The following is a 22,509-nucleotide window of genomic DNA, read 5'->3' as shown; positions in this document are numbered from 1 at the left end:
TTACGTAAGATTGCTAGTTTGAAATCAATTAACTAAAGGTAATTTGATTTGATTAAAAGATTTTAGAATGAAGATTAACGATTGCAGATTTCTGATTTGGTATTGGTAAATAGTATATTTTCTATATATCTAAATTTTATACATCTGAAATCAAAAATCGGTAATCAAAAATCAGCAATTGTTATAACTATTTTATTAACTTAATCACATTGCTCACAAGGGGAAACTATATTTAAGCCCACAATAGGAATTAACTATCTAAATTTGATTAACACCAATAGTACAGATTATGTTCAAGCACAACAGATCATTTACCAAAATAGTTGCAACGGCTCTGCTTATTGCGGGCTGTACTACAACAACCGTTTTTTCTCAAAGTAAAAAAACAACAGCTACAGAAAAGAAAGATCCACAGCGTTTTTTTTCAAAACCTGATTTAATGCAGATCGGTGTTTATTATTATCCGGAGCAATGGCCAAGAGAGCAATGGGAACGCGATTTAAAAAACATCAAAAAACTGGGATTCGAGTTTACGCATTTTGCCGAATTTGCCTGGACTTATATGGAACCGGAAGAAGGGAAGTATGATTTTAAATGGCTGGATGACGCTTTGGCAATAGCTGAAAAAGAAGGTTTAAAAGTCATTCTTTGTACACCAACGCCAACCCCTCCGGCATGGATGGGGGAAAAGTATCCTGAAATTTATTTGGTAGATGCAAGCGGACGCCGCAGAGAGCATGGAAACAGAGCCAATCAATCGGTTTCTAATGAGAAGTACAGAGCATTTGTTGAAAAGATTGTGACTGAACTTGGAAAAAGATACGGGAAGAATAAAAACATTATGGGCTGGCAAGTGGATAACGAACCGGGAGCACCGGATGATTTTAGTCCGTCTGCACAAAAAGGATTTCAAAAATGGTTAAAAGCCAAATACGGTACAATCGAAAAATTGAATGCCGAGTGGCTGGGAAGTTTTTGGAGTATTCGCTATAACAACTTCGAACAGATTGCGATTCCAAATGCAGAAATTTATTTTGAAGACAAATTGAGCCCGCACGCAGTATTAGATTTCAAAAGATTCACTGCAGATTCACAAGCTGAATATTTGAATCTACAGGCTGAAACACTTCGAAAATATGTTGATCCAAAACAATGGATTACGACCAATTATACGAATGTAGTTTATGGCGCAGACCCAAGAAGAACTGATAAGATAGATTTTGCTACCTATACGATGTATCCCGTTAGTGGCAGGAATCAATTAGGAGGTCAGAATTTTAGAATGGGACATCCGAATAAAATATCGGAAGCCAATGATTATTACAGATCTATCAATGGGATAACAGGAGTTATGGAAATGCAGCCGGGACAAGTAAACTGGGCGAGTATTAATCCGCAATTGCTTCCGGGAACTGTTCATATGTGGATTTCACAAGCTTTTGGTGGAGGATGTTCTTTCACCTGCACCTACCGATACAGACATCCACTGGGAAGCAGTGAAATGTACCACGACGGAATTGTAGGTACCGATGGTGTAACATTGACTACAGGAGGAAAAGAGTTTGTACAATCGATCGAAGATATGAAACTGCTTCGAAAAGAATACAATCCAAAAGCAGTACTTCCGGCAGAATTGGCCAAAAGAAAAACAGGATTTTTATGGAGTCATGAGAATCTGTGGGATTTGGAAAACCAAAAACAAACGGAGTTTTGGAGTACATGGAGACACCGAAATACCTATACTTCAGCAGTAAAATCGACTGGCGCACCAATGGATTTTATTACAGAAGAGGATGATTTTTCGGCATATCCTTTTATTGTGGCTCCGGCCTATCAGCTGATTGATCAGAAACTGGTTGACAAATGGACTAAATATGTAGAGAACGGTGGTAACCTGATTTTGTCCTGCCGTACCGGTCAGAAAGACAAAAATGGACATTTCTTTGAGACGAAATGGAGTGGGCCAATCGTTCCGTTGATTGGTGCTGATGTGGACTTTTTTGATATGTTGGTAGCGGATGTAAACGGAACCATTAGTGCGGGAAGCAATACGTACAAATGGAATACCTGGGCAGATGTTTTAAGTCCGAAACCGGGAACAGAAGTTTTGGCAACCTATGCCGATCAGTTTTACAAAGGAAAAGCGGCAGCAATTACCAGAAAACTTGGAAAAGGAACGGTTACATATATTGGAGCAGAAAGTAAAGACGGTGATCTGGAAAGACAAGTGGTAAGATCGGTTTACGAACGTGCCAAAATCGCTATCGAAGATTTACCAAAAGGTGTATTTGTAGAATGGAGAGACGGGTTCTTTACAGGAGTAAATTACACTAATGAGCCTATAAATTTATCAATCCCACAGGGAAGTAAAATTTTGGTAGGACAAAATCCTTTACAACCGGCTCAGGCTATTATTTGGAAATAAAATTTAGACACGAATTTCACGAATGCGCACGAATTTTTAAGTGGCGTGTGTATAGCAGCTTGTAAATTTGCAGTAAAAAAAAGTTTGCCACGAATTGCACAGATTAGCACGAATTTTATAAACAGTATGCATATATTAATTCGTGAGTTCGTGGCAAAAAAAATGGTCACGAATAGCACGTATTTTTTAGATGGCATAAGTCTAATAATTCGCAAATTCGCGGCAAAAAAAAGTAAAAAACAATTTTAATATAGTATCAATGATTTTTTCAGAAGCAGCTATTCAGGATTTAGTAAAAGAACATTACGGATTAAATGTTACCGTAAAAGCATTAAATGGATATGACGAACTGAACTTTCTTTTATCAAATGAGAAAAATGAAAAGTACATTCTAAAAGTATCAAACGAAAGTCACCCTTTTCCTTTTTTAGAGGCGCAGATTAATATCATTCAGCACTTAAAAAAGAGTCCTGTTTCAAATTGTTTTCAGCATTTCAGTATCAATAAACATGGAGAAGAACTGACTAAAATTGTTGGTAATTCTCAAACCTACTATATCAGAATACTGAACTTTTTGGAAGGTGTTTTTTGGGTAGATGAAAAAGCTAAAACAAAAGAATTACAATATGATCTGGGGAATTTTCTAGGGAAGATGGATCATGCTTTGCAGGATTTCTCACATCCTGCCATGCACCGCAATTATACCTGGGACATCAGTCGTGCGAGTGAAGCAGCGGATAATTTAAAATATATACTAAATCACGAAAAAAGACGTATTGCAGGATACTTTCTTCTGCAGTTTGATACCGAAGTTTTGCCTCAGCTGCACCGTCTGCGTCATGCTTATGTGCATAACGATGCCAATGACTATAACATATTGGTACAGGACAATCGTGTTAGCGGTTTAATCGATTTTGGTGATATGGTGTATACTGCTTTAATCAACAACTTAGCAATTGCCTGTACGTATGCGATGCTGGATGAAGAAAATCCGCTGGCTGTTGCGGCATTAATCGTTGAAGGATACCACAAATCGTATGCTTTAACCGAGCCGGAATTGGATGTATTGTATTATCTGATTGCCGGAAGACTTTGTATAAGTGTCACACAATCGGCTTATAATGCTTCATTAGACAGTAACAACGAACACCATTTTATTACCGAAAAACCAGCATGGGATTTATTGTTTAAACTGATTCAGATTAATCCAATCAAAGCGCAGGATGCTTTTAGAAAAGCCTGTGGTTTTGAAGGCGTAATTACTACTGATGATTATAGTAATCTGTTGGAAGTTCGAAAAAAGAAAATAGGACGTAATTTAAGTATTGGTTATCAGGACAAACTTAAAATTGTAAAAGGTGCTTTGCAGTATCTGTATGATGATAAAGGAAGAACTTTTGTAGATTGTGTCAATAACCCTTCGCATGTGGGGCATTGCCATCCGGTCGTGGTTCGAAAAATGCAGAAGCAGATTGCCACTTTAAATACTAATACCCGTTATTTAAATGATGCAATTACAGCCTATGCAGAAAAACTAACTGCAACCTTACCTTCAAAACTCAGTGTTTGTTATTTTGTGAATTCGGGGAGTGAAGCCAATGATCTGGCGATACGTATGAGCCGTCATTTCACTAAGCAAAAAGATATTATTGTATTGGATCATGCCTACCACGGAACTTCTACCGTGGCGATGGAAATGAGTCCGTATAAATTTGACAGTAAAGGCGGATTTGGTCAGATGCCCTGGATACACAAGGCAATTAATCCTGACTTATACCGTGGACCTCATAAATATGGTGATATTAATGCAGGAGAAAAGTACGCGGCTGATGTACAAAGAATTATTGAGGAATTGAAAGAAGAGAACAAAGCTCCTGCGGTATTCATTTGTGAAACCTTATTGGGAGTAGGAGGTCAGATTCCGTTACCGGAGAATTATTTGAAAACAGCGTATGATTATGTCAGAGCAGCCGGAGGAGTTTGTATTGCTGATGAAGTTCAGGTTGGATTTGGACGAATCGGAGACCACTTTTGGGGCTTTGAACTGCAAAATGTAGTTCCCGATATAGTGGTATTAGGAAAGCCAATCGGTAACGGACATCCATTAGCAGCTGTGATTGTAACCGAAGAAATTGCCGATGCCTTCAACAATGGCCTGGAGTATTTTAACACCTTTGGCGGTAATCCCGTATCGATGACTACAGGATTGGCCGTATTGGATGTCATTCAGGACGAAGAAATGCAACAGCATGCTCTGGAAACCGGAAATCACTTAATGGATGGTCTTAGAAGGTTAATGGCAAAATATCCAATTATTAGTGATGTTCGCGGACATGGTTTGTTTATTGGCGCCGAAATGGTAAAAGACAGAACCACCATGGAGCCAGCTGTTCCTGAAATCGATTTTGTAGTCGAAAAAATGAAGGCTCAAGGCTATTTATTAAGTACAGACGGTCCTTTGCACAATGTGTTGAAAATAAAACCTCCTATGACATTCAACAAACAGAATGCTGATGAAATGGTACGATTGTTAGATATCGCTTTAAGCGAATTGTAGGTGCCTATAACATACAATATTGTTATCTGGTGAAACGAGAAATCTTCGCGCCAATATTTTACAAAGATGGAAATACTTTGTCGAGTTACTTGCGAAGATTTTTCGTTCCTCGAAATGACAAACACGAATTAATAAAAGAATAAAAATGAATAACGATAATGTCTTTTCCGATAGTTCTGTTCCTTTAGAACAGCTGGAAAAACAGTTAGTAGGTAAATTATTCTACGATCATACCATGCGTTTGCTTTATGCGACGGATGCCAGTGCCTACAAAGAAATGCCCCTTGCAGTTGCCATTCCAAAAACAAAGGAAGATATTCAGAAGATCATTGCTTTTGCGAGAGAGTATAAAAGCAGTGTAATTCCGCGAGCTGCCGGAACATCGCTGGCGGGACAAGTTGTAGGGAACGGAATCATAGTAGATATTTCGCAGGAGTTTACCAAAATTATATCGGTTGACGAGGTGAACAAAACGGCCTGGGTAGAGCCCGGAGTTATACGTGATGAACTGAACCTTCATTTGAAACCCTATAAATTGTTCTTCGGACCTGAGACTTCGACGAGCAATCGTTGCATGATTGGGGGAATGGTAGGCAACAATGCCTGTGGTGCGAGATCGGTTATTTATGGATCGACCCGCGAACACGTGCTTGAAATCAAGGGTTTTCTGGCCGATGGTCACGAAGTCACATTTGGAGCTTTAACCAATGCTGAATTTGAAGATAAATGCAATGGAATTAACGTTGTAAGTCCATTAGAACAGGCCATTTATGTTCAGGCAAAAGAAATTTTATCGTCAGCGTCCAACCAAATTTTGTTTGATGATCATTTTCCTAAAAAAACAATTCCAAGAAGAAATACCGGTTATGCTTTAGATTTACTGGCAGATACTATGCCTTTTAAAGATTCGAAAGAGCAATTCAACTTTTGTAAGCTGATAGCAGGTTCAGAAGGAACTTTGTTCTTTTCAACTGCCATAAAACTGAATTTGGTCGATGCCTTAAAACCTTATTCGGCATTGGTATGTATTCATTTTGAAAGTATTAATGAGTCGCTCAAGGCTAATATTGAAGCTTTAAAATTCCAGCCGGACAGTGTGGAGTTGATTGATCATTATATTTTGGAATGTACCAAAGAAAATATTGAGCAAAGCAAAAATCGTTTTTTTGTAAAAGGTGATCCTCAGGCGATTTTAGCGGTTGAATTTTTAAGAGATTCTCCTGAAGAGATTGCCATTATTGCTAAAGAAATGGAAGCTTTGCTGCGTTCTAAAAATTTAGGGTATCATTTTCCGATTGTTTACGGTGAGGACACTAATAAAGTTTGGGCTTTACGCAAAGCAGGTTTGGGCTTGTTGTCTAATATTCCGGGTGATGCCAAAGCGGTTGCCGTTATTGAAGATACAGCGGTAGATGTAAACGATTTACCGGATTTTATTGAAGATTTTAATGCTATTTTAAAAGAACGAAATTTAAGCTGTGTACACTATGCGCACGCGGCAACAGGAGAACTGCACCTGCGTCCGATTATTGATTTAAAAACCGAAGAAGGAACGAGGCTTTTCAGGATGATCGCGACAGATATCGCGCATTTGGTTAAAAAATACAAAGGTTCTTTAAGCGGTGAACATGGAGATGGCAGGTTAAGAGGTGAGTTTATTCCGCTGATGTTAGGTGAGGAAATTTACCAATTGTTTGTTCAGATTAAGGAAACCTGGGATCCTTTAGGCGTTTTCAATCCCGGTAAAATTGTGAATACACCACCGATGGATACCAGCCTGAGGTATACGGCCGGACAGGATACCCCGATGCCGGAAACTTATTTTGACTTTTCGGAACATAACGGAATTTTGCGTGCTGCCGAGATGTGTAATGGTTCCGGAGATTGCCGAAAAACCGAAAAGAGCGGTGGTACTATGTGTCCGAGTTATATGGCAACACGAGATGAAAAGCACACCACACGAGCCAGAGCAAACATGCTGAGAGAGACGATAACCAATTCTACAAAAAACAATAAGTTTGATGACGACAATCTTGTTGACGTATTGGATTTGTGTTTGAGCTGTAAAGGATGTAAATCTGAATGTCCATCTAATGTAGATATGGCAAAATTAAAAGCCGAAACTTTACAACAATATCATGATAAAAACGGAGTGAAACTTCGCTCCAGACTTATCGGGAATACTCCTAAAATAAATAAATGGTTTGCTGCAATTCCGTGGGCCTATAATTTATCGACAAAAGGGGCTTTTGGAAATGTGGTTAAAAAAACAACAGGATTTGCTACAGAACGAAAATTGCCTTTGATGCACAAAATTACTTTTGCCAAGTGGATGAAAACGTATAGTCAGGAAGGAAATTTTAGCAATGGAAAAGTGTATCTGTACAATGATGAATTTTTAAACTATTATGATGTTGAAATAGGGCAGACGGCTGTTCAACTTTTGAATCGTTTGGGTTATCAGGTCGAAGTTCCCAAAATAGGGATTAGTGGGAGGACGTACCTCTCAAAAGGAATGTTGAAAGAAGCACGTGAAATTGCAGAACAAAATATCAAAGATTTTGAGCAGACGATTCCGAAAGATGGTATTCTGATCGGAATAGAACCCTCGGCGATCTTAACTTTTAGAGATGAATACCCTGATTTATGCCGAGGAGAATTAAAAACCAAAGCAAAAAACTTTGCCACAAAAGCCTTGCTGATTGAGGAATTTTTAGCAAAAGAGCTGGAGGAAGGCAGAATTTCTTCAGACAATTTTACCGATAAACCGGAGCGCATACGTATGCACGGACATTGTTTTCAAAAAGCTTTATCCTCATTGGTACCTCTTAAAAAAATATTGGCTTTACCCGAAAATTATACCGTCCTGAACATTCCAAGCGGTTGTTGTGGTATGGCAGGATCTTTTGGATATGAAAAGGAGCATTATGAGCTGTCGATGAAAATTGGAGAATTAGTTTTGTTTCCAACCATTCGTTCTGAAGAAGAAGCCACGCTAATCTCTGCCTCGGGTACCAGTTGCAGGCACCAGATTGCTGATGGTACGGGCAGAATAGCACAGCATCCGGTTGAGATTTTGTATAAAGCGTTAAAATAGCTTGAAACGAGCGATTTTTCCATCTTCGATAATATTAGGACTGTGACGACTTGTTAATCAATTGTTTATAGTTTGTTGATAAAAAATGATTTATGTTTGTTTTTTTAACAAGGAGTCAAAAGAATAATATTTAAATTTGAGTAGAGGATAAAGGTTTGTCATTTTAAAACATCTATTATGGAAAAAGCTATAAAACTAAAAGTTCGCAAGGAATTAGATGGTCGCCAACAGTTGAACATTATAAAACTCAAAGGAAGTTTAATTTCTAAAGGGTATACAGAAATCATACACATTCTGGATCAGGATGATGAATTTCATATTAACTCTTTTGAAACACGATCTGAAAGCACTAACGAAGTTCAGGAGTTTATTACAGCTTTTATACACCGAGAAAACCTAACAGATACAATTTCGTTTTACAAATAGTACATTTGTAGTAAACGATAAGTAACGCATAAAAAACAAGAACCCCGTTTCGGTATAGAAGCGGGGTTCTTTGTTTTGGAAGAGGTTGTCCAAAGTTTCAGGTTTGAAGTTTCAGGTTTCAAACCTGTACTGATCTACAAGGTGAAAATGTGAATTAGCAAGGATGTTGTATTCTTACGCAAGAAGATATGGTGTTTGTTCTGAAAGAGCTCTGGCAAAAGCATGGTGCGCAGCACTATGAATGATGATGGCAATTATGGGTTACGCCCTGAAAGGGCAAAAGCCTGACCACAAAGAAAGCATTTGCATATTTGCGTACGATTCTCTAAGAGTAGGAACGTTTTTTAATCGAGATTTGTTGGGGTGAAAATTGCTGTCACCCTTTCAGGGTAATTCTATACCTTATAATTTAACGCATAGTGCTTTGCACTATACTGCTGCTTTTGGGGCTTTCAGCCCTTTTCTCCCCAACATCTACTCTTGATCTCTTTGAAACTAAAAAAAAAATACATTTCTCTCCTAAAGCTTTATAAAGTAGAATACTCAATGTAGTCTAATTAAATGGGACTAATTTTATACTGAAACTTATCTTTATAATTGGCATTTGCTCTGAAAGAGCTTTGGCAAAAGCATGGTGCGCAGCACTATGAATGATGACGGCAATTATGGGTTACGCCCTGAAAGGGCAAAAGCCTGACCACAAAGAAAGTATTTGCATATTTTGCGTACGATTCTCTAAGAGTAGGAACGTTTTTTAATTGAGATTTGTTAGGGTGAAAATTACTGTTATCCTTTCAGGGTAATTCTATACCTTATAATTTAACGCATAGTGCTTTGCACTATACTGCTGCTTTTTGGGCTTTCAGCCCTTTTCTCCCCAACATTTGCTCTTGATCTCTTTGAAACTAAAAAAAATTACATTCCCCCTCCTAAAGCCTTATACAGTAAGATCTGTGCATTTGCATTTTTCAATTGAATATCTACAAAATCAAGCTCAGCCTGTAATTTGTTTTTTTGCGCATTGATAATTTCAAGGTAATTGGCGTAACCACTCAGATACAAATCATTGGAAACATTCACGGCAATTTCAAGATGCTCAATTTCTTTAGATTTATATTTCAGCACATTTTCAAAAGCTTCAGTTCGGTGCAATAAGGCACTTAGTTCATTATAAGCAGTTGTAATTGTGTTTTGATATTGAAGAAAAGAAATTTCCTGTCTACGATTGGCAGTAAAAAACTCCTGTTTGATTTGGCCTTTATTGAATATCGGAGCGGTGATTCCGCCTAATAACTGCCAGGCAAACGAACCGCTGTCAAAAAAAGTTGCTAATGAAAAAGAGTTCATTCCCACGTATCCACCTAGGTTTACAGTTGGAAAGAAAGCTGCACGAGCCGCTTTGGCATCTGCATTTGTAGCCCTCAATTCAAAGTAAGCTTCCGACACATCGGGTCTTTTGTGTATGATAGAGTCTACACTTATTTTTTGGTTTAAGACTTTAAGATAACCTGATGAAAAATCAGTGTTTCTTTCGATTTTCCCGCCGTACTCTCCAAGTAGCGTAAGTAATGCCTTTTCTGCCTGATCGATTTTAAGATTTAATTGTTCTGCCTCTGCCAGTATATTGTTGTTTTGGGCATTGAATTGCTGTACGGCAAGTTCTGTGGCCTTTCCAACAGATCGCTGTGCCGAGACAATATCTAGGGCATGTTTTTGAGTATCAAGGTTTCGTTTGTAAATTAGAGCTTGTTTGTCTAAGGCTACCAGTTCGTAGTACAGTTCAGCAATGTCGCCTAAGAGCTTAGTTTTTAGCAACCGCATTCCTTGTTGAGAGGCAAAATAGCGGTCACGTGCCGCTTTCTTTCTATTGCTTAGTTTTCCCCATATATCAGCTTCCCAGGATACTTTTCCTCCCAGAAAAAAGTTCGGAGTCATACCTGTTGCAATTCGTTGTTTGTCGGTTATGTTTTGAGAAAAATTGGTATCAAAGTTTCCAACGCCTTCCATGGTGTATTTTCCGTAACGGGTTCCCGAAGCATCGGCCTGAAAATCCAGTGAAGGCAATAAAGCCAGCTTAGCTGCTTTCAAATGCGAGTTGGCTATTAAGATACGCTGTTCCATGATTAAATAATCCGGATTTTGAGTCGTCGCTTTGTTTAATAATTGTTCTAATTTTTCATCCTTAAAATAAGTGGCTGTTTGCAGCGGAACAAAAGTTGTTCCGCTGTCAGCAGCTTTTTTTGAAGTAATATCGAAGTTTTTGGGCAGTGCTTTAGCCGCCAGATTATCGTTAACTTTCGGAGCAGAACAAGCTGTCAATAACAGCATTCCGGTTACCAGTAAGAGTGAAAAAGACTTAAACTGATTGTTTTGATAAGTAACTGCTTTATATTGATTTAGTGATTTTTTCATTTTGTATTATTTTTTCATTGCTTTTTCAAGTTTTGCAAACAGTATGTAAAGACCCGGTATGATAACAAGTCCAAACACCGTTCCGATGAACATTCCTCCAGCTGCAGCTGTACCAATCGAACGGTTACCAACAGCTCCTGCACCCGAGGCAATACATAAAGGAATCAGTCCTGAAATAAAAGCAAAAGAAGTCATTAAAATAGGTCGGAAACGCAGTCGGGCTCCTTCGATAGCAGCCTCCGTAATATCTCGTCCGATTTTGTTCTGCGCCATCGCAAATTCTACAATCAGAATGGCATTTTTGGCGAGCAGTCCGATCAGCATGACGAGTGCGACCTGAGCATAAATGTTATTGTCGAGTCCAACCATTAACAAAGCGAGATACGATCCGAACACCCCAACAGGTAAACTTAAGAGTACCGGAAACGGAAGCAGTAAACTTTCGTATTGGGCAGCAAGAAGCAAATAAACAAACAGTATACACAACGCAAAAATGTAAATTGTTTGATTTCCCGAAAGGATTTCCTCACGTGTCATACCGGACCATTCCACTTCAAACCTGCCCGGAAGTTTTTCGGCAGCGATTTTCTCTACAGCGGCAATTGCTTCACCGGAACTGTAGCCGTCAGCTGGTTCTCCATTGATCATGGCCGACATGTACATGTTGTATCGGGTCAGAACTTCAGGACCGTACACACGTTCCAATTTGATGAAGGTAGAGAACGGAACCATTTCGCCCGCCTCGTTCTTAAGATACATATCCAGAATACTTTCCGGATTCTTTCTGAATTGCGGACTGGCCTGAACCATTACTTTATACATTTGGGAGAAACGAATAAAATTGGTCGCATAAAAAGAACCCAGCATTGTTTGCAACGTTGACATGGCATTGTCTACCGAAATTCCTTTTTTGGCAGCCTGATCGTAATCAATATGAATTAAATACTGCGGGAAAGTAGCATCAAAACTGGTAAAAGAGTTTTGTATTTCAGGCGAAGCATTTAGTTCTTTAATAAAGTTTTTGGTGACAGCATCAGTATTCGTAATCGTTCCGCCGGATTTATCCAGTAAGCGAAGTTCAAAACCGCTTGTATTTCCAAAACCAGGTACAGTTGGCGGGGCAAAAATCTCAATCTGAGCATCAGAGATGTTCTTTGTTTTCTCTCCCAGTTTGGTGATGAATTCGTTTACCGAGATATCACGATCGTTCCAGTCTTTCAAGTTGATCATTCCCATTCCGTAAGAAGCTCCTGCAATTTCGGTCACGATACTGTATCCGGCAAGAGTGGTGACGTTGTCGACACCCTTAATTTCTTTGGCCAGACGGGTAACCTCATCCAATACTTTTTCAGTACGTTCTACAGTGGCTCCCTGAGGTGTAGTGACACTTACATAAACCATTCCTTGATCTTCAGAAGGAATAAATCCACCCGGAACAAATTTGCTGGTTCCCCAGGTAAGCAGACAGAATAAAACCAATAAACCAGCAGTAACTGTGGTACGATCTGCAAATTTGGCCAGTATTCGGATATAACCTGCAGTTACATTATCAAACCATTTATTAAAACTGTCGAAGAAACGATTCAGTAAAGAAGCCTTCTTCTCATCCGGATTATGCGGTTTAAGTAAAATAGCACAGAGAGCAGGAGTTAAAGTAAGTGCATTGATTCCCGAAATCACAATACTAATCGCCATAGTTAAAGAGAACTGTCTGTAGAAAACTCCAACAGGACCGCTCAAAAAGGCAACAGGAATAAACACGGCACTCATTACAATCGTGATCGCAATAACTGCTCCGGTAATTTCTTTCATGGCACTTATCGTTGCCGGCAGCGGTGCCATATGTTCTTCGGAAATCTTGACGTGGACGGCTTCGACTACTACAATGGCGTTGTCAACCACAATTCCGATTGATAATACCAAAGCGAATAGGGTTAACAGATTGATCGAAAAGCCCATCATCGACATGAAAGCAAACGAACCAATAAGGGCTACAGGTACGGCCAGTACTGGTATTAAAGTAGAGCGCCAGTCTTGTAGGAAGATAAAAACCACAAAGGCTACCAAAATAAAGGCTTCGACAAGTGTCTTTAAAACCTCATCAATCGAAGCGTCCAAAAAGCGCGATACATCGTAAGCAATATTATAATCCATACCAGGAGGGAAGGAAGTCTTTTGAAGTTCGGCCATCTTTTCTTTCACACTGGCAATTACTTCAGAAGCATTCGAACCCGGACGCTGTTTTAGCATGATAGATGCGGAAGGTTTACCATCGGTTTTAGAAACCATTCCGTAACTCATTGATCCAAATTCGATCTTCGAGAGGTCTTTTAATTTTAGAATGGTTCCGTCTGGATTGGCACGAATCGGAATTTCTTCATACTGTTTAGGTTCATAGAATTTTCCGCCGTATTTGATCACATATTGAAGCTGATTGTCCAATTGTCCTGAACCTTCACCTACTTTACCAGGTGCAGCAGAGATGTTTTGTTTTTGAAGAGAAGCAATAACCTCATTTGCCGATATCGCATAAGAGAGCATTTTTTGTGGATCAAGCCATACCCGCATCGAGTATTCCTTTTGTCCCATAATTTCAGCTCTCCCGACACCGTCAATACGTTTCAATTCCTGAAGAATATTAATATCCGTGAAGTTGAAGATGAATTGCTCGTCCTGAGTTTTATCTGTACTCGTAATGTTCAGATACATCAGCATACTGTTTACCTCTTTCTCAGTGGTTACTCCGGCACGAATTACCTCTTCGGGCAGCTCATCGAGTATAGTCGTCACACGGTTCTGAACGTTTACGGCTGCCAGATCGGGATCGGTTCCTACTTCAAAAAAGACTTGTATAAGAGTCAGACCGTCGTTTGAAGTAACTGTCGACATATAGGTCATACCGGGAACACCGTTAATCGCACGTTCCAGAGGCAATGCGACTGCATTGGCCGAAACTTCAGCGTTGGCACCTGTATATTTAGCTGTTACTGTTACCGATGGCGGAACGATATCAGGGAATTGTGTAATAGGTAACTGAAATAAGGCCAGTATACCGAGGAGTACTATCATCACCGAAATGATTAACGATAGTATTTTTCGTTTGATAAATAACTCTATCATTTTATGTTTTTTTGATACTAATTAATAAGGAATTATAAGCTTGCGTTTTGGATGTTAATTTTGTCACCGTCCCGTAATGATTGAGTTCCTTCCTGTACAATCAGGTCATCGCTTTTTAATCCTTTGTTCAGTATAAACACATCGTCAAGTGTACTTCCAATACTAATGTTGGTCATTTTTACAATTCCTTCTTTGTTGACGAGAAATACAAACTGTTTGTCCTGAATCGAAAAAACAGCTTTTTGAGGAATTAGGATCACATTCTTTTTAGGTTCTGATATAATAAGTTTTCCTGATGTTCCGTGTTTGATAAAACCTTGTGGATTGTGAAATTTGGCTTTGTACTGAATAGAACCCGTTTGTCGGTCAATTTCACCATCGGCAGTTCTTAATTCGCCTTTTTGGTTGTAAACAACTCCGTTTGGTAATTCCAGTTTAATATCGCCTCCGGGTTTGTTGAGGCTTTTGTCGGTCATCATTTGGAAATAGATGTTTTCGGGAATCGAAAAGTAGGCGTAGATATCATCCAGTTGAGAAACCGTTGTCAGCAGAGAACCATTCTCTACAAGACTGCCTTCTTTGAACGGAATACGATCGATTGTTCCGTCAAAAGGAGCTCTGATGGTGGTGAAACTAATCTGCTGATTGATTGCTTTTCGTTCGGCAACTGCATGGGCAACTTTGGCAGAAGCAGCTTCATATTTGGCTTTAGAAAGTTCCAGTTCTTTGTCGGCAATTACTTTCTTGTTAAACAGGGTTTGTGCCTGCTCAAGTTCGACTGTGGCAATTCTGAGATCTGCCATCGTACTTTTGTATACGGCCTGAGCTTTTAGCAATTGTATTTGCAGTTCAACATCACTGATTTTAAACAGCAGTTGTCCTTTTTGTACCTTTTGTCCTTCGCTCACATAAACCTTGTCCAGTAATCCGGGGATACGGACATGTATTTCTACATTGTTTTTGGCGTGCACATCGGCCACAAACCGGTTAGAAACGATGGTGTCCTGCAAGGTGACTTTATAGACAGGCAGTGTTTTGATTTTTGAAGTCTCTTTTTTGGTTTTATCTCCGCAAGAGCTCAGAAATAAAACAGATAAAACAATTAACAAGAATTGATTTTTTGTAGTGTTCATAATGAATTTTTAAATAGAGGTATATAAATGAAGGTGCTCCCCAACACTGATTTGTAGGGAGGCATGAATAATTTAAATGTTAAATAAGCGGAATTGTAACGACTACTGCTTTTAGAAGACAGTAACGCTTGCAGAAAATATTTTTACATCACAAGTTATCCTTTGCAATAGAAACACAGAAAGCGCATTGCATAAGAGGAATATAAAAATGAAATGAATGATGACCTAGAATAACTGGTACAGGTGCAAATGGGTATGACGCTGAATCTGGTAGACAGTAGCCATACCATAAATTAAGCGATCATTAAAAATTCTGAATGGTACTAACTTGGTATAGTACGGTGTTTTTAAAGTACTGCTGTCTGAAGTTGTAGCACGATGTTTAATCTTCTTTTTGACAATGAAATGAATGTCAAGATCTTTGGGACTGACCAAAGCGGAAGATGAAAATTGTGGTACTTCTGAAGCGGTAAAGTTTTCCTGAAGCTGACAGATAGTAAGTTCAGCAGGGCGTTTGCCAAATTCTCCTCTACTTAAAAAAGAGAACAGGAACAGCAAAATAATACCTATGAACTTTAATGGTTTCATGTATGCAATGAGGAATTGTAGCTTGTTGTCTGCAAAGACAACTTCTATTTGATGTGGGCCAAATATAGGCATTTGTAAAATAATGAATTCTTAAAATTTTAAGAAAATATTAAAAATTGAGGATAGGATAACATTCAGGAAAGACCTATTTCATTTTTTAAATGGTTTTGTAGCGACTTGGAATCGTTATAACGGAATTCATTCTTAATTTTGTAAAAGGACAAAGAAGCATTAAAATTATTGAAATGAATAAAGTATTCTCAGAACAGGGCACATTTTTATTGGGAACAGATCAGTCAGAAAATTTTGTTTTGAATAAACCTGTTCAGTTTAGTGAGTATACTGTTTTATTTGTCAGTGAAGGTGAGGGAATCTTTCATGCCGATTTTGCTTCTTTTCATTTCAAAGCCCCGGTTCTTTTATTTTCTACACCTCAACAATCTATTCATATTAAAGAAATTAAACCACTTGTATATAGTGTTTTACAATTTCATGGGGATTTTTATTGTATTGAGTATCATAGAAATGAAGTTGCTTGTAATGGCTTACTTTTCAATAATATTTATTTGGAACCTTCTATATCCCTGACTGTCGAACAGCATCAGCTGTATGCACAATTAATGGAGCAGATTACGGATGAACTGAAGCAGGAAACTCCTTCTGAAATTGTGTTAAGAGCCTATATTCAGCTTTTCTTGGCCAAATCGAGCAGTATCAAAATGAACAGTGTGGAGAAGCAGGAACTTCAAAAAGATGAAAAAATGGATGAGTTTAGACTGCTGTTGGAGGAACATTTTCTAACCCTTCATAAACCAAGTGATTATGCTTCCTTATTAGCGATGACTCCAAACAGTTTTACCAAACAATGTAGAAAACGCTTCCATAAAACTCCAACGCAAATGATTCAGGAAAGACAAATTCTTGAAGCCAAAAAACACCTGCACCTGACGAGAATGAGTATTAAAGAAATTGCTTTTGCTTTGAAATTTCAGGACGAATATTATTTTAGCAGGGTCTTTAAAAAAATGACAAATGTTTCTCCGCAAACATTCCGAAAAACAACCGGAATCTCAATTGTGGCAGATTTGTCTAGCTAATATCCTTTTTCGTCCATTCTTTGCCAAACCTCTGCAATGTAGTTTTGCTGTGTCATTTAAAAACAAATAATTTAAAAACAACAGCAATGAAAAATACCATTTTGAATACAATTGCAAATCTAGATCAGTTAGGAAAAAAAGCAGTACGTGCCGGAATCGTAATTGTTTTTTTATGGATTGGCGGGCTTAAGTTCTTTACCTACGAAGCAGACGGAATTGTACCTTTTGTAGCCAACAGTCCTTTTATGTCTTTCTTTTACAATCAGCCCTCCGAGTACAAGGAATTTGTCAATAAAGAAGGAGAGCTGGTAATCAAAAACCACGAATGGCATGTAGCCAACAATACGTATGGGTTTGCCAATGGCCTTGGAATTTTGTTAATCGGAATAGGTTTTTTGGTTGCAATTCATCAATGGGCACCTTTGGCAAGTCTGATCGGAAGTATATTGGTCTTTATATTGACTATAGGAACCTTATCTTTTTTAGTAACAACACCTGAAAGCTGGGTGCCACATTTAACGGATGAACAATATGGCTTTCCTTATTTGTCGGGTAGAGGGCGTCTGGTTCTAAAAGACATTGTGATATTGGGAGCTTCTTTGATTACCATGAGTGAATCGGCCGCATTGTATCTCAAGAGACAGCGTTGAAACTGAACCGAAGTAATATTAGAAAAGCCTTTATTGCTCAGGGCAACTAAAGGCTTTTACATTCTCAATTATTAAAATTCTAAAATTATTGTACAGTCACAGCATAACTTAGATTTGAGGTTGCGGTACCTCTTTTAAATCTCATTCTGTTGTATGCTCCGACAGGAATTTTCAATACGGCTTTTATAAAGAAGTAAGGCTTACCATTTCTAAAGGATATGTGACAGCAGTATTACTTGTATTGTAAATTTCTACTGCTGTAAATTCATTTAATAAACCACCTCGCACTTCAAGAGTTTCTCCTGAACGTTTAGTCGCTGGAAAACCGAATCTCTCTGTTTTGAAATAGTCAGGTTCTGTTACCTCAATTTTAAATCGGTTTTCTACACTGGCATTCTGGAGGGTGTAAGCTCCATTTTTAATACGGAGATCATACAATCCCAACGGCATGTTTTCCGGAAGAAAGTAGTACACTCCATATTGCAGAAAAGGAGCCACAGTTTCGCCGTTGCCTAAGTACACGATTTCTGCGGTGTATTCTGTTTTTTGATCGGCAGCAGAAACAAAGTAAACTCTGGTATCTTTAGACTCATCCATCTAAAAATATCAATTTAAACTTCAACTAAATGGTTTTATCTAATTATTTATTAGTGTTTTAAATGTTCAAATGATAAGTAGGGAATTTTTTGTGTTTAAGAAAAAAATATCAAACAAAAGGAGGTAAGAAAGCATGAAAGAGATAGTTTTTTTGAGTTATTTAGGCATCAGTTATTAGAAAACCGTCTCAAAAAACAAGAAAAGTGCTTTTGAAAATTTAATTAATCTCTGTTTTGGAGTTTGAATTATGTTGGATCTGAGCTGTCCTGTTGGTAATAGAATTTAAAAAAAATCTCATTTCGAAGTGAAATGAGATTAGTGAGGTTGCCATTAAGAGAGTATCTATATCCATTCTCCTGCAATATTGTGATCGTTTGGTAAATAAGTAAGATACTGTACCATGCGTGGATTTTGACCTTTGTTGGGTGTGGCACAATGTGGCAATGCGCTGTTCCAGATGATAAAATCGCCTGCTTTTCCTAATATAGGTTCTGATTTCAATGTTTTTATTGCTTCTTCTCTGGGATCGACATCCGGATCAAGGTTATTTAACCAATCGTCTATTTGGTTATGAAATCCGGGAACACAATGAAAAGCACCATCATCAGGTCCGCAATCGGTGAGGTAAAGCAATCCCTGTATTTCAAATTGAATAGGCTGTCTCAAACTCATGTCCCAATGAAGCGGACTCCCTAAAAAAGTAAAATCTCTGGTTTCCGGCGGATTGAAACTTACTTTATCGATAGTTTTATAAATTTGATCAGTATTGTAAAGCTGTTCGTAAGCTCTTTTAATTTTGGTTGAAAATCGGTTTCGGTTTAACGTCTCATGATCCGAAAAATTAAGCATCAGGCCTTTCTGATCTTCGTGTCTTTCGTACCAGGTTTCTTCTTTGAAAGGATCCATTTGCAGAAAATCCCAAATGGCACGCTGCGTTTCTTCACAATCTTTTTCCGGAATGGCATTTTTCAGAATAACATAACCGTTTTCATTCCAAAATTCCAGATCTTCCTGCGAGAGAACATCAGTGGTTGTGCTTTCGGATTCATAAGTGATATTTCGCATTCTGTTAGTGATCCAGGTTTTAAAAGTATCAAAATCCGGTTTTTCAAAATATAAATACTGCAAGGTGTCTTCCATACCAATGCCCAATTGGAACAAGGCTTTAATTTCTGCATTCCAGGTTTCATCATCGGTTTGAACGGTTAAACCCTCCGGCTGTAAGGTGCGTTTCCATAACTTTTCAAGAACAGTTAGTGAGTCTGTCATTTTGGTAGTTTTTATCGTTTATGAATCAATACTTTCAAATGTAAGGTTTTTAGAACAGTTTGTTGAAAGTAGAAATACGTGTTTTTTTCAGTTTATGGTTTATAGTTTATGGTTTATAGTTTATGGTTTATAGTTTATAGTTTATAGTTTACCGTTAGCATCTCACATCTCACATCTCACAGTCTATAACTGCACTCCGTTAAAGAACAAGATATGAAAATTTAAGGTATGATTTTTTCTACCACCCCATAAAATGAAATAAAACAGGTGTATTTACTTATTAATAATAGTGCTTTTTTACTTATACTTGTTGGTAGTTTACGGGGGAATAAATTGATTGTAACGCACTAAATTTTTTTAGGTCTTTTCGTCGTTAAGAATCGAATTTTACCCTTCCAGAGATATTCAGTAAGGAGTACGCTAAAAATCCTTTAAAGAGTAAGCAAAACTTTAAAATCAGAGATAATGGACATCAGTTTTTTTTCCTCCACTATTGTTCAGGTCGCTATTTCACTTATCATAAGCTGGGCATTATTTGCCTTACTGTGCAGTATGATTCTTGAACTGACGGTACAGATAAAAAGTGAACGAGGCCGGTTTTTCAGAAGTAAAATTATCGAAAAGCTTTTTGATTTTTCCAATCAGATCAATTGGGGATTGTTAATGTACAACAACAGTAATATCAGATTATTGACCAAATCGGAAAAAGCGCCTCCAACCGAAATTACTCCCAAAACTCTCGCAGAAGTATTGGTGGATACTGTTGCAAATGCTCAGGCGGCCAAAATACTGTTACAGGACGATGAGGTAAACCATGAAAAGAAGTACAGCAATGATTTATTGAATAATTTTGAATTTGCAATTACCTATTTAGGACAAAGCGATTTGATTCTGATGTTGAGAAACGCCATGAACAAAGCCAAGATAAGAGCTTCCAATACAGAAACCGGTACTACAGAGAAGATTCTTTATGAAGAATTAATCAAAGAAGTCACCATTTGGTTTGATCAGTTTAGTGATCGAACCAGTGTATGGTATAAAAAACTCTCCAGAAAGCGTTTGTTTATTATCGGGCTTCTGGTAAGCTGCATCATTAATATAGACAGTATTGTTTTGTTTAAGTATTATGATACTAATCCCACGGCAAGAACGGCCATGATTGATTATTACACAAAGAACAAGATGCAGTTAGAAGTACTCAGCGCAAAATATGCTGCGCCGGGACAAGGTACAGTAACTGATACGGCAGCCCTGAATGCAACCAAAAAAGATATTAAGGGTTTAGCCAAACAAATAGACAGTTTAAAAACCAATTTAGATTTGCCTATTGGCTGGAAAAAAGCGCAGTGTGCTGATGTGAAAAGCAGTTCAGAAAAAGATTGTTTTACCTTCTCTTGTATTCTGCTTAAAATTTTAGGTATCGTTGTTTCGGCCTTTGCTGCAAGTTTAGGGGCTCCGTTCTGGTTTGATATTTTGAAAAAAGCAACGACTACTACAGCGCAAACAGTAATTAAAGAAGTATAGATTATGGAAAATAATTACAAAAATGCTCATACGCACATATTCACCATGAATAATGCGCCAAAGAACTTCCTGGAACTGTATATGCCTCCCTTTTTAGCAAAAGGAGTCGATAATTTTACGAATACAAATCTCGGAGCGTGGCTGATCAGACAATTGGCGAGCAGCAATAAAGGAATGGCCAAAAGATATGCTACCTTCCTTCAAATCGGTAAAAGTAAATACCAGACCGATATTTTTGAAGATTTAATGTCCCGATACCCTAATGAAACATTTCAGTTTATTACCCTATGTCAAAACTTAGAGTATTTAGGAGTTGGAAGATCTGTTAGCGGTTTTGAAGGACAAATTGAAGAAGTAATTGATATCAAAAGAAAATACCCTGACAATATTCTGCCTTTTTTTGGACTTGACCCAAGATGGAAAAGCAGTGGAGACGAAATTCAGAAAACGGTAGAACGTTATTTCGAAACTAAAATTGAAGTAGGAGGAACGTATGTATATCCGTTTCAGGGCTTAAAAATGTACCCAAGTACCGGACATTATGCTTTTGATGCAAAACTGAGAAAAACCATGGAATGGGCTGCTGATAATGGTGTACCGATAATGACACACACTTACTACCTGGGCGGAATTTATAATTATGATAAAGAGTACATCAAACGAAATTTAAACCCTGTTGACCCCTATACCGGAAATGTATATGGAGTACCCAAATTTATTGGTGAGAAAGGAGGTTTGTTCGGAAATCTTTTTAATGGAAAAGACCGGGAAAGCTGTAGAAGCAGCTGCTCTTATTTTCTTGAGCCACATTCGTATGAGTCTATGTTGAATTCAATTAAAGATCTTAAGATATGCTTTGCGCACTTTGGCGGTGTCAATCAGATACAAGCTTCCGAAGGAAACAATAAAGAGAGCAATCAAATCAATCCTTATGGAGTGTTAAGAAAGAACTGGTTCAATCAGATACAAAACCTGATGACTGAGCATCCAAATGTTTATACAGATATATCGTATGATGTCGCAGAATGTCTCTTAAAAGAAAACAGTGAACTTTATAAAGTATTTTTTAGAGAAGTGGATAAATCTTATGGTAATCAAATATTGTTCGGAACAGATTATTTTATGACCGAGAAAGACAGTCTGGAACAAGTTGCCGTGCAAGGATTTAGAAATTATGCTTCGAATGTTAAGCTTCAAAATGGGAACTCTCTATGGGATCAAATGGCCAAGAATAATATCAATAATTATTTGAAGAGCAAGTATTATTCCGGAAAACCTGTAAGTATTCGCTCGGCTTAATTAGAAGAATAAGACAAAATTTAGAACCTCCAGAATCAATTGATTTTGGAGGTTTTTTTGTGAAATAAGGTCTGAAAATCCAAAAGTACAAGCATAGTGCAACGCACTATGAGTTAAGTTGAACAAAAGATTGCCCTGAAAGGGCCAGAGCAGAGTGAGGATCCGAAATAAATCCTTCAGAACTGTGATTCTTACAATTGTGATTTATCTTAATGATTATTTGTTCAAGAAGCTGTTTTTAATTAATCGATTTAAAATCAGGTATTTATACTCTTTTGTACTTGATTTAGTTTAACGAGTTTTGTTATCCTTGAA

Annotated in this window: 14 protein-coding genes; 8 read left to right on the top strand and 6 right to left on the bottom strand. The window is 37.9% G+C overall.

Annotation, left to right across the window (positions count from 1 at the left end; translation table 11 throughout):
- The first annotated feature begins 289 nt into the window (after positions 1-289).
- From ACAM30_RS19575 to ACAM30_RS19560, 4 genes are all read left to right on the top strand, one after another.
- Entirely contained in the window at positions 290-2,425 is a 2,136-nt protein-coding gene (locus tag ACAM30_RS19575) for a beta-galactosidase (RefSeq protein WP_369616196.1), read from the top strand.
- Positions 2,426-2,684: 259 nt separating this feature from the next.
- Entirely contained in the window at positions 2,685-4,982 is a 2,298-nt protein-coding gene (locus tag ACAM30_RS19570) for an aminotransferase class III-fold pyridoxal phosphate-dependent enzyme (protein ID WP_369616195.1), read from the top strand.
- A gap of 145 nt (positions 4,983-5,127) precedes the next feature.
- Positions 5,128-8,079, top strand: a complete 2,952-nt coding sequence (locus ACAM30_RS19565) for an FAD-binding and (Fe-S)-binding domain-containing protein (RefSeq protein ID WP_369616194.1) — start codon at positions 5,128-5,130, stop codon at positions 8,077-8,079.
- 177 nt (positions 8,080-8,256) lie between these two features.
- Positions 8,257-8,505 carry a hypothetical protein gene (locus tag ACAM30_RS19560; protein ID WP_017497164.1) on the top strand — a complete coding sequence of 83 codons (249 nt, stop codon included), beginning with the start codon at positions 8,257-8,259 and terminating at the stop codon, positions 8,503-8,505.
- A 915-nt stretch (positions 8,506-9,420) separates the two neighbouring features.
- On the opposite strand, the gene ACAM30_RS19555 is transcribed toward ACAM30_RS19560, so the two are convergent.
- From ACAM30_RS19555 to ACAM30_RS19540, 4 genes are all read right to left on the bottom strand, one after another.
- Positions 9,421-10,917 carry a TolC family protein gene (locus ACAM30_RS19555; RefSeq protein ID WP_369616193.1) on the bottom strand — a complete coding sequence of 499 codons (1,497 nt, stop codon included), beginning with the start codon at positions 10,915-10,917 and terminating at the stop codon, positions 9,421-9,423.
- A gap of 6 nt (positions 10,918-10,923) precedes the next feature.
- Positions 10,924-14,037: an efflux RND transporter permease subunit gene (locus ACAM30_RS19550; protein WP_369616192.1), complete on the bottom strand. Its 3,114-nt coding sequence runs from the start codon at positions 14,035-14,037 to the stop codon at positions 10,924-10,926.
- Between the two features lie 32 nt (positions 14,038-14,069).
- Complete coding sequence (locus ACAM30_RS19545; protein ID WP_264530198.1) at positions 14,070-15,170, bottom strand: efflux RND transporter periplasmic adaptor subunit; 1,101 nt, start codon at positions 15,168-15,170, stop codon at positions 14,070-14,072.
- 225 nt (positions 15,171-15,395) lie between these two features.
- Complete coding sequence (locus ACAM30_RS19540; protein ID WP_369616191.1) at positions 15,396-15,758, bottom strand: hypothetical protein; 363 nt, start codon at positions 15,756-15,758, stop codon at positions 15,396-15,398.
- Positions 15,759-16,003: 245 nt separating this feature from the next.
- Here ACAM30_RS19540 and ACAM30_RS19535 point away from each other — a divergent pair, with 245 nt between their 5' ends.
- Together ACAM30_RS19535 and ACAM30_RS19530 are read left to right on the top strand one after the other, a co-directional pair.
- Positions 16,004-16,855, top strand: a complete 852-nt coding sequence (locus tag ACAM30_RS19535; protein WP_369616190.1) for a helix-turn-helix domain-containing protein — start codon at positions 16,004-16,006, stop codon at positions 16,853-16,855.
- An 86-nt stretch (positions 16,856-16,941) separates the two neighbouring features.
- Positions 16,942-17,505 carry a DUF417 family protein gene (locus ACAM30_RS19530; RefSeq protein WP_369616189.1) on the top strand — a complete coding sequence of 188 codons (564 nt, stop codon included), beginning with the start codon at positions 16,942-16,944 and terminating at the stop codon, positions 17,503-17,505.
- A gap of 183 nt (positions 17,506-17,688) precedes the next feature.
- Here the strand turns inward: ACAM30_RS19530 and ACAM30_RS19525 are convergent, their stop codons facing one another.
- A complete protein-coding gene (locus ACAM30_RS19525) occupies positions 17,689-18,102 on the bottom strand; it encodes a hypothetical protein (RefSeq protein WP_369616188.1) in 414 nt (137 codons plus the stop codon).
- 342 nt (positions 18,103-18,444) lie between these two features.
- On the bottom strand, positions 18,445-19,371 hold the full coding sequence (locus ACAM30_RS19520) for a phytanoyl-CoA dioxygenase family protein (RefSeq protein ID WP_369616187.1): 927 nt from the start codon (positions 19,369-19,371) through the stop codon (positions 18,445-18,447).
- Positions 19,372-19,836: 465 nt separating this feature from the next.
- Here ACAM30_RS19520 and ACAM30_RS19515 point away from each other — a divergent pair, with 465 nt between their 5' ends.
- Together ACAM30_RS19515 and ACAM30_RS19510 are read left to right on the top strand one after the other, a co-directional pair.
- The gene (locus tag ACAM30_RS19515) at positions 19,837-20,895 is read left to right on the top strand and encodes a hypothetical protein (RefSeq protein WP_369616186.1); all 1,059 of its coding nucleotides are present in this window, start codon (positions 19,837-19,839) and stop codon (positions 20,893-20,895) included.
- Positions 20,896-20,898: 3 nt separating this feature from the next.
- Positions 20,899-22,194: an amidohydrolase family protein gene (locus tag ACAM30_RS19510; RefSeq protein WP_369616185.1), complete on the top strand. Its 1,296-nt coding sequence runs from the start codon at positions 20,899-20,901 to the stop codon at positions 22,192-22,194.
- Positions 22,195-22,509: the final 315 nt, after the last annotated feature.

It is taken from the genome of Flavobacterium sp. CFS9 (genome assembly GCF_041154745.1).
GTDB lineage: Bacteria > Bacteroidota > Bacteroidia > Flavobacteriales > Flavobacteriaceae > Flavobacterium.
Note: the sequence above shows the minus strand (reverse complement) of the source record. Positions and strands in the feature narration are given on the sequence as shown.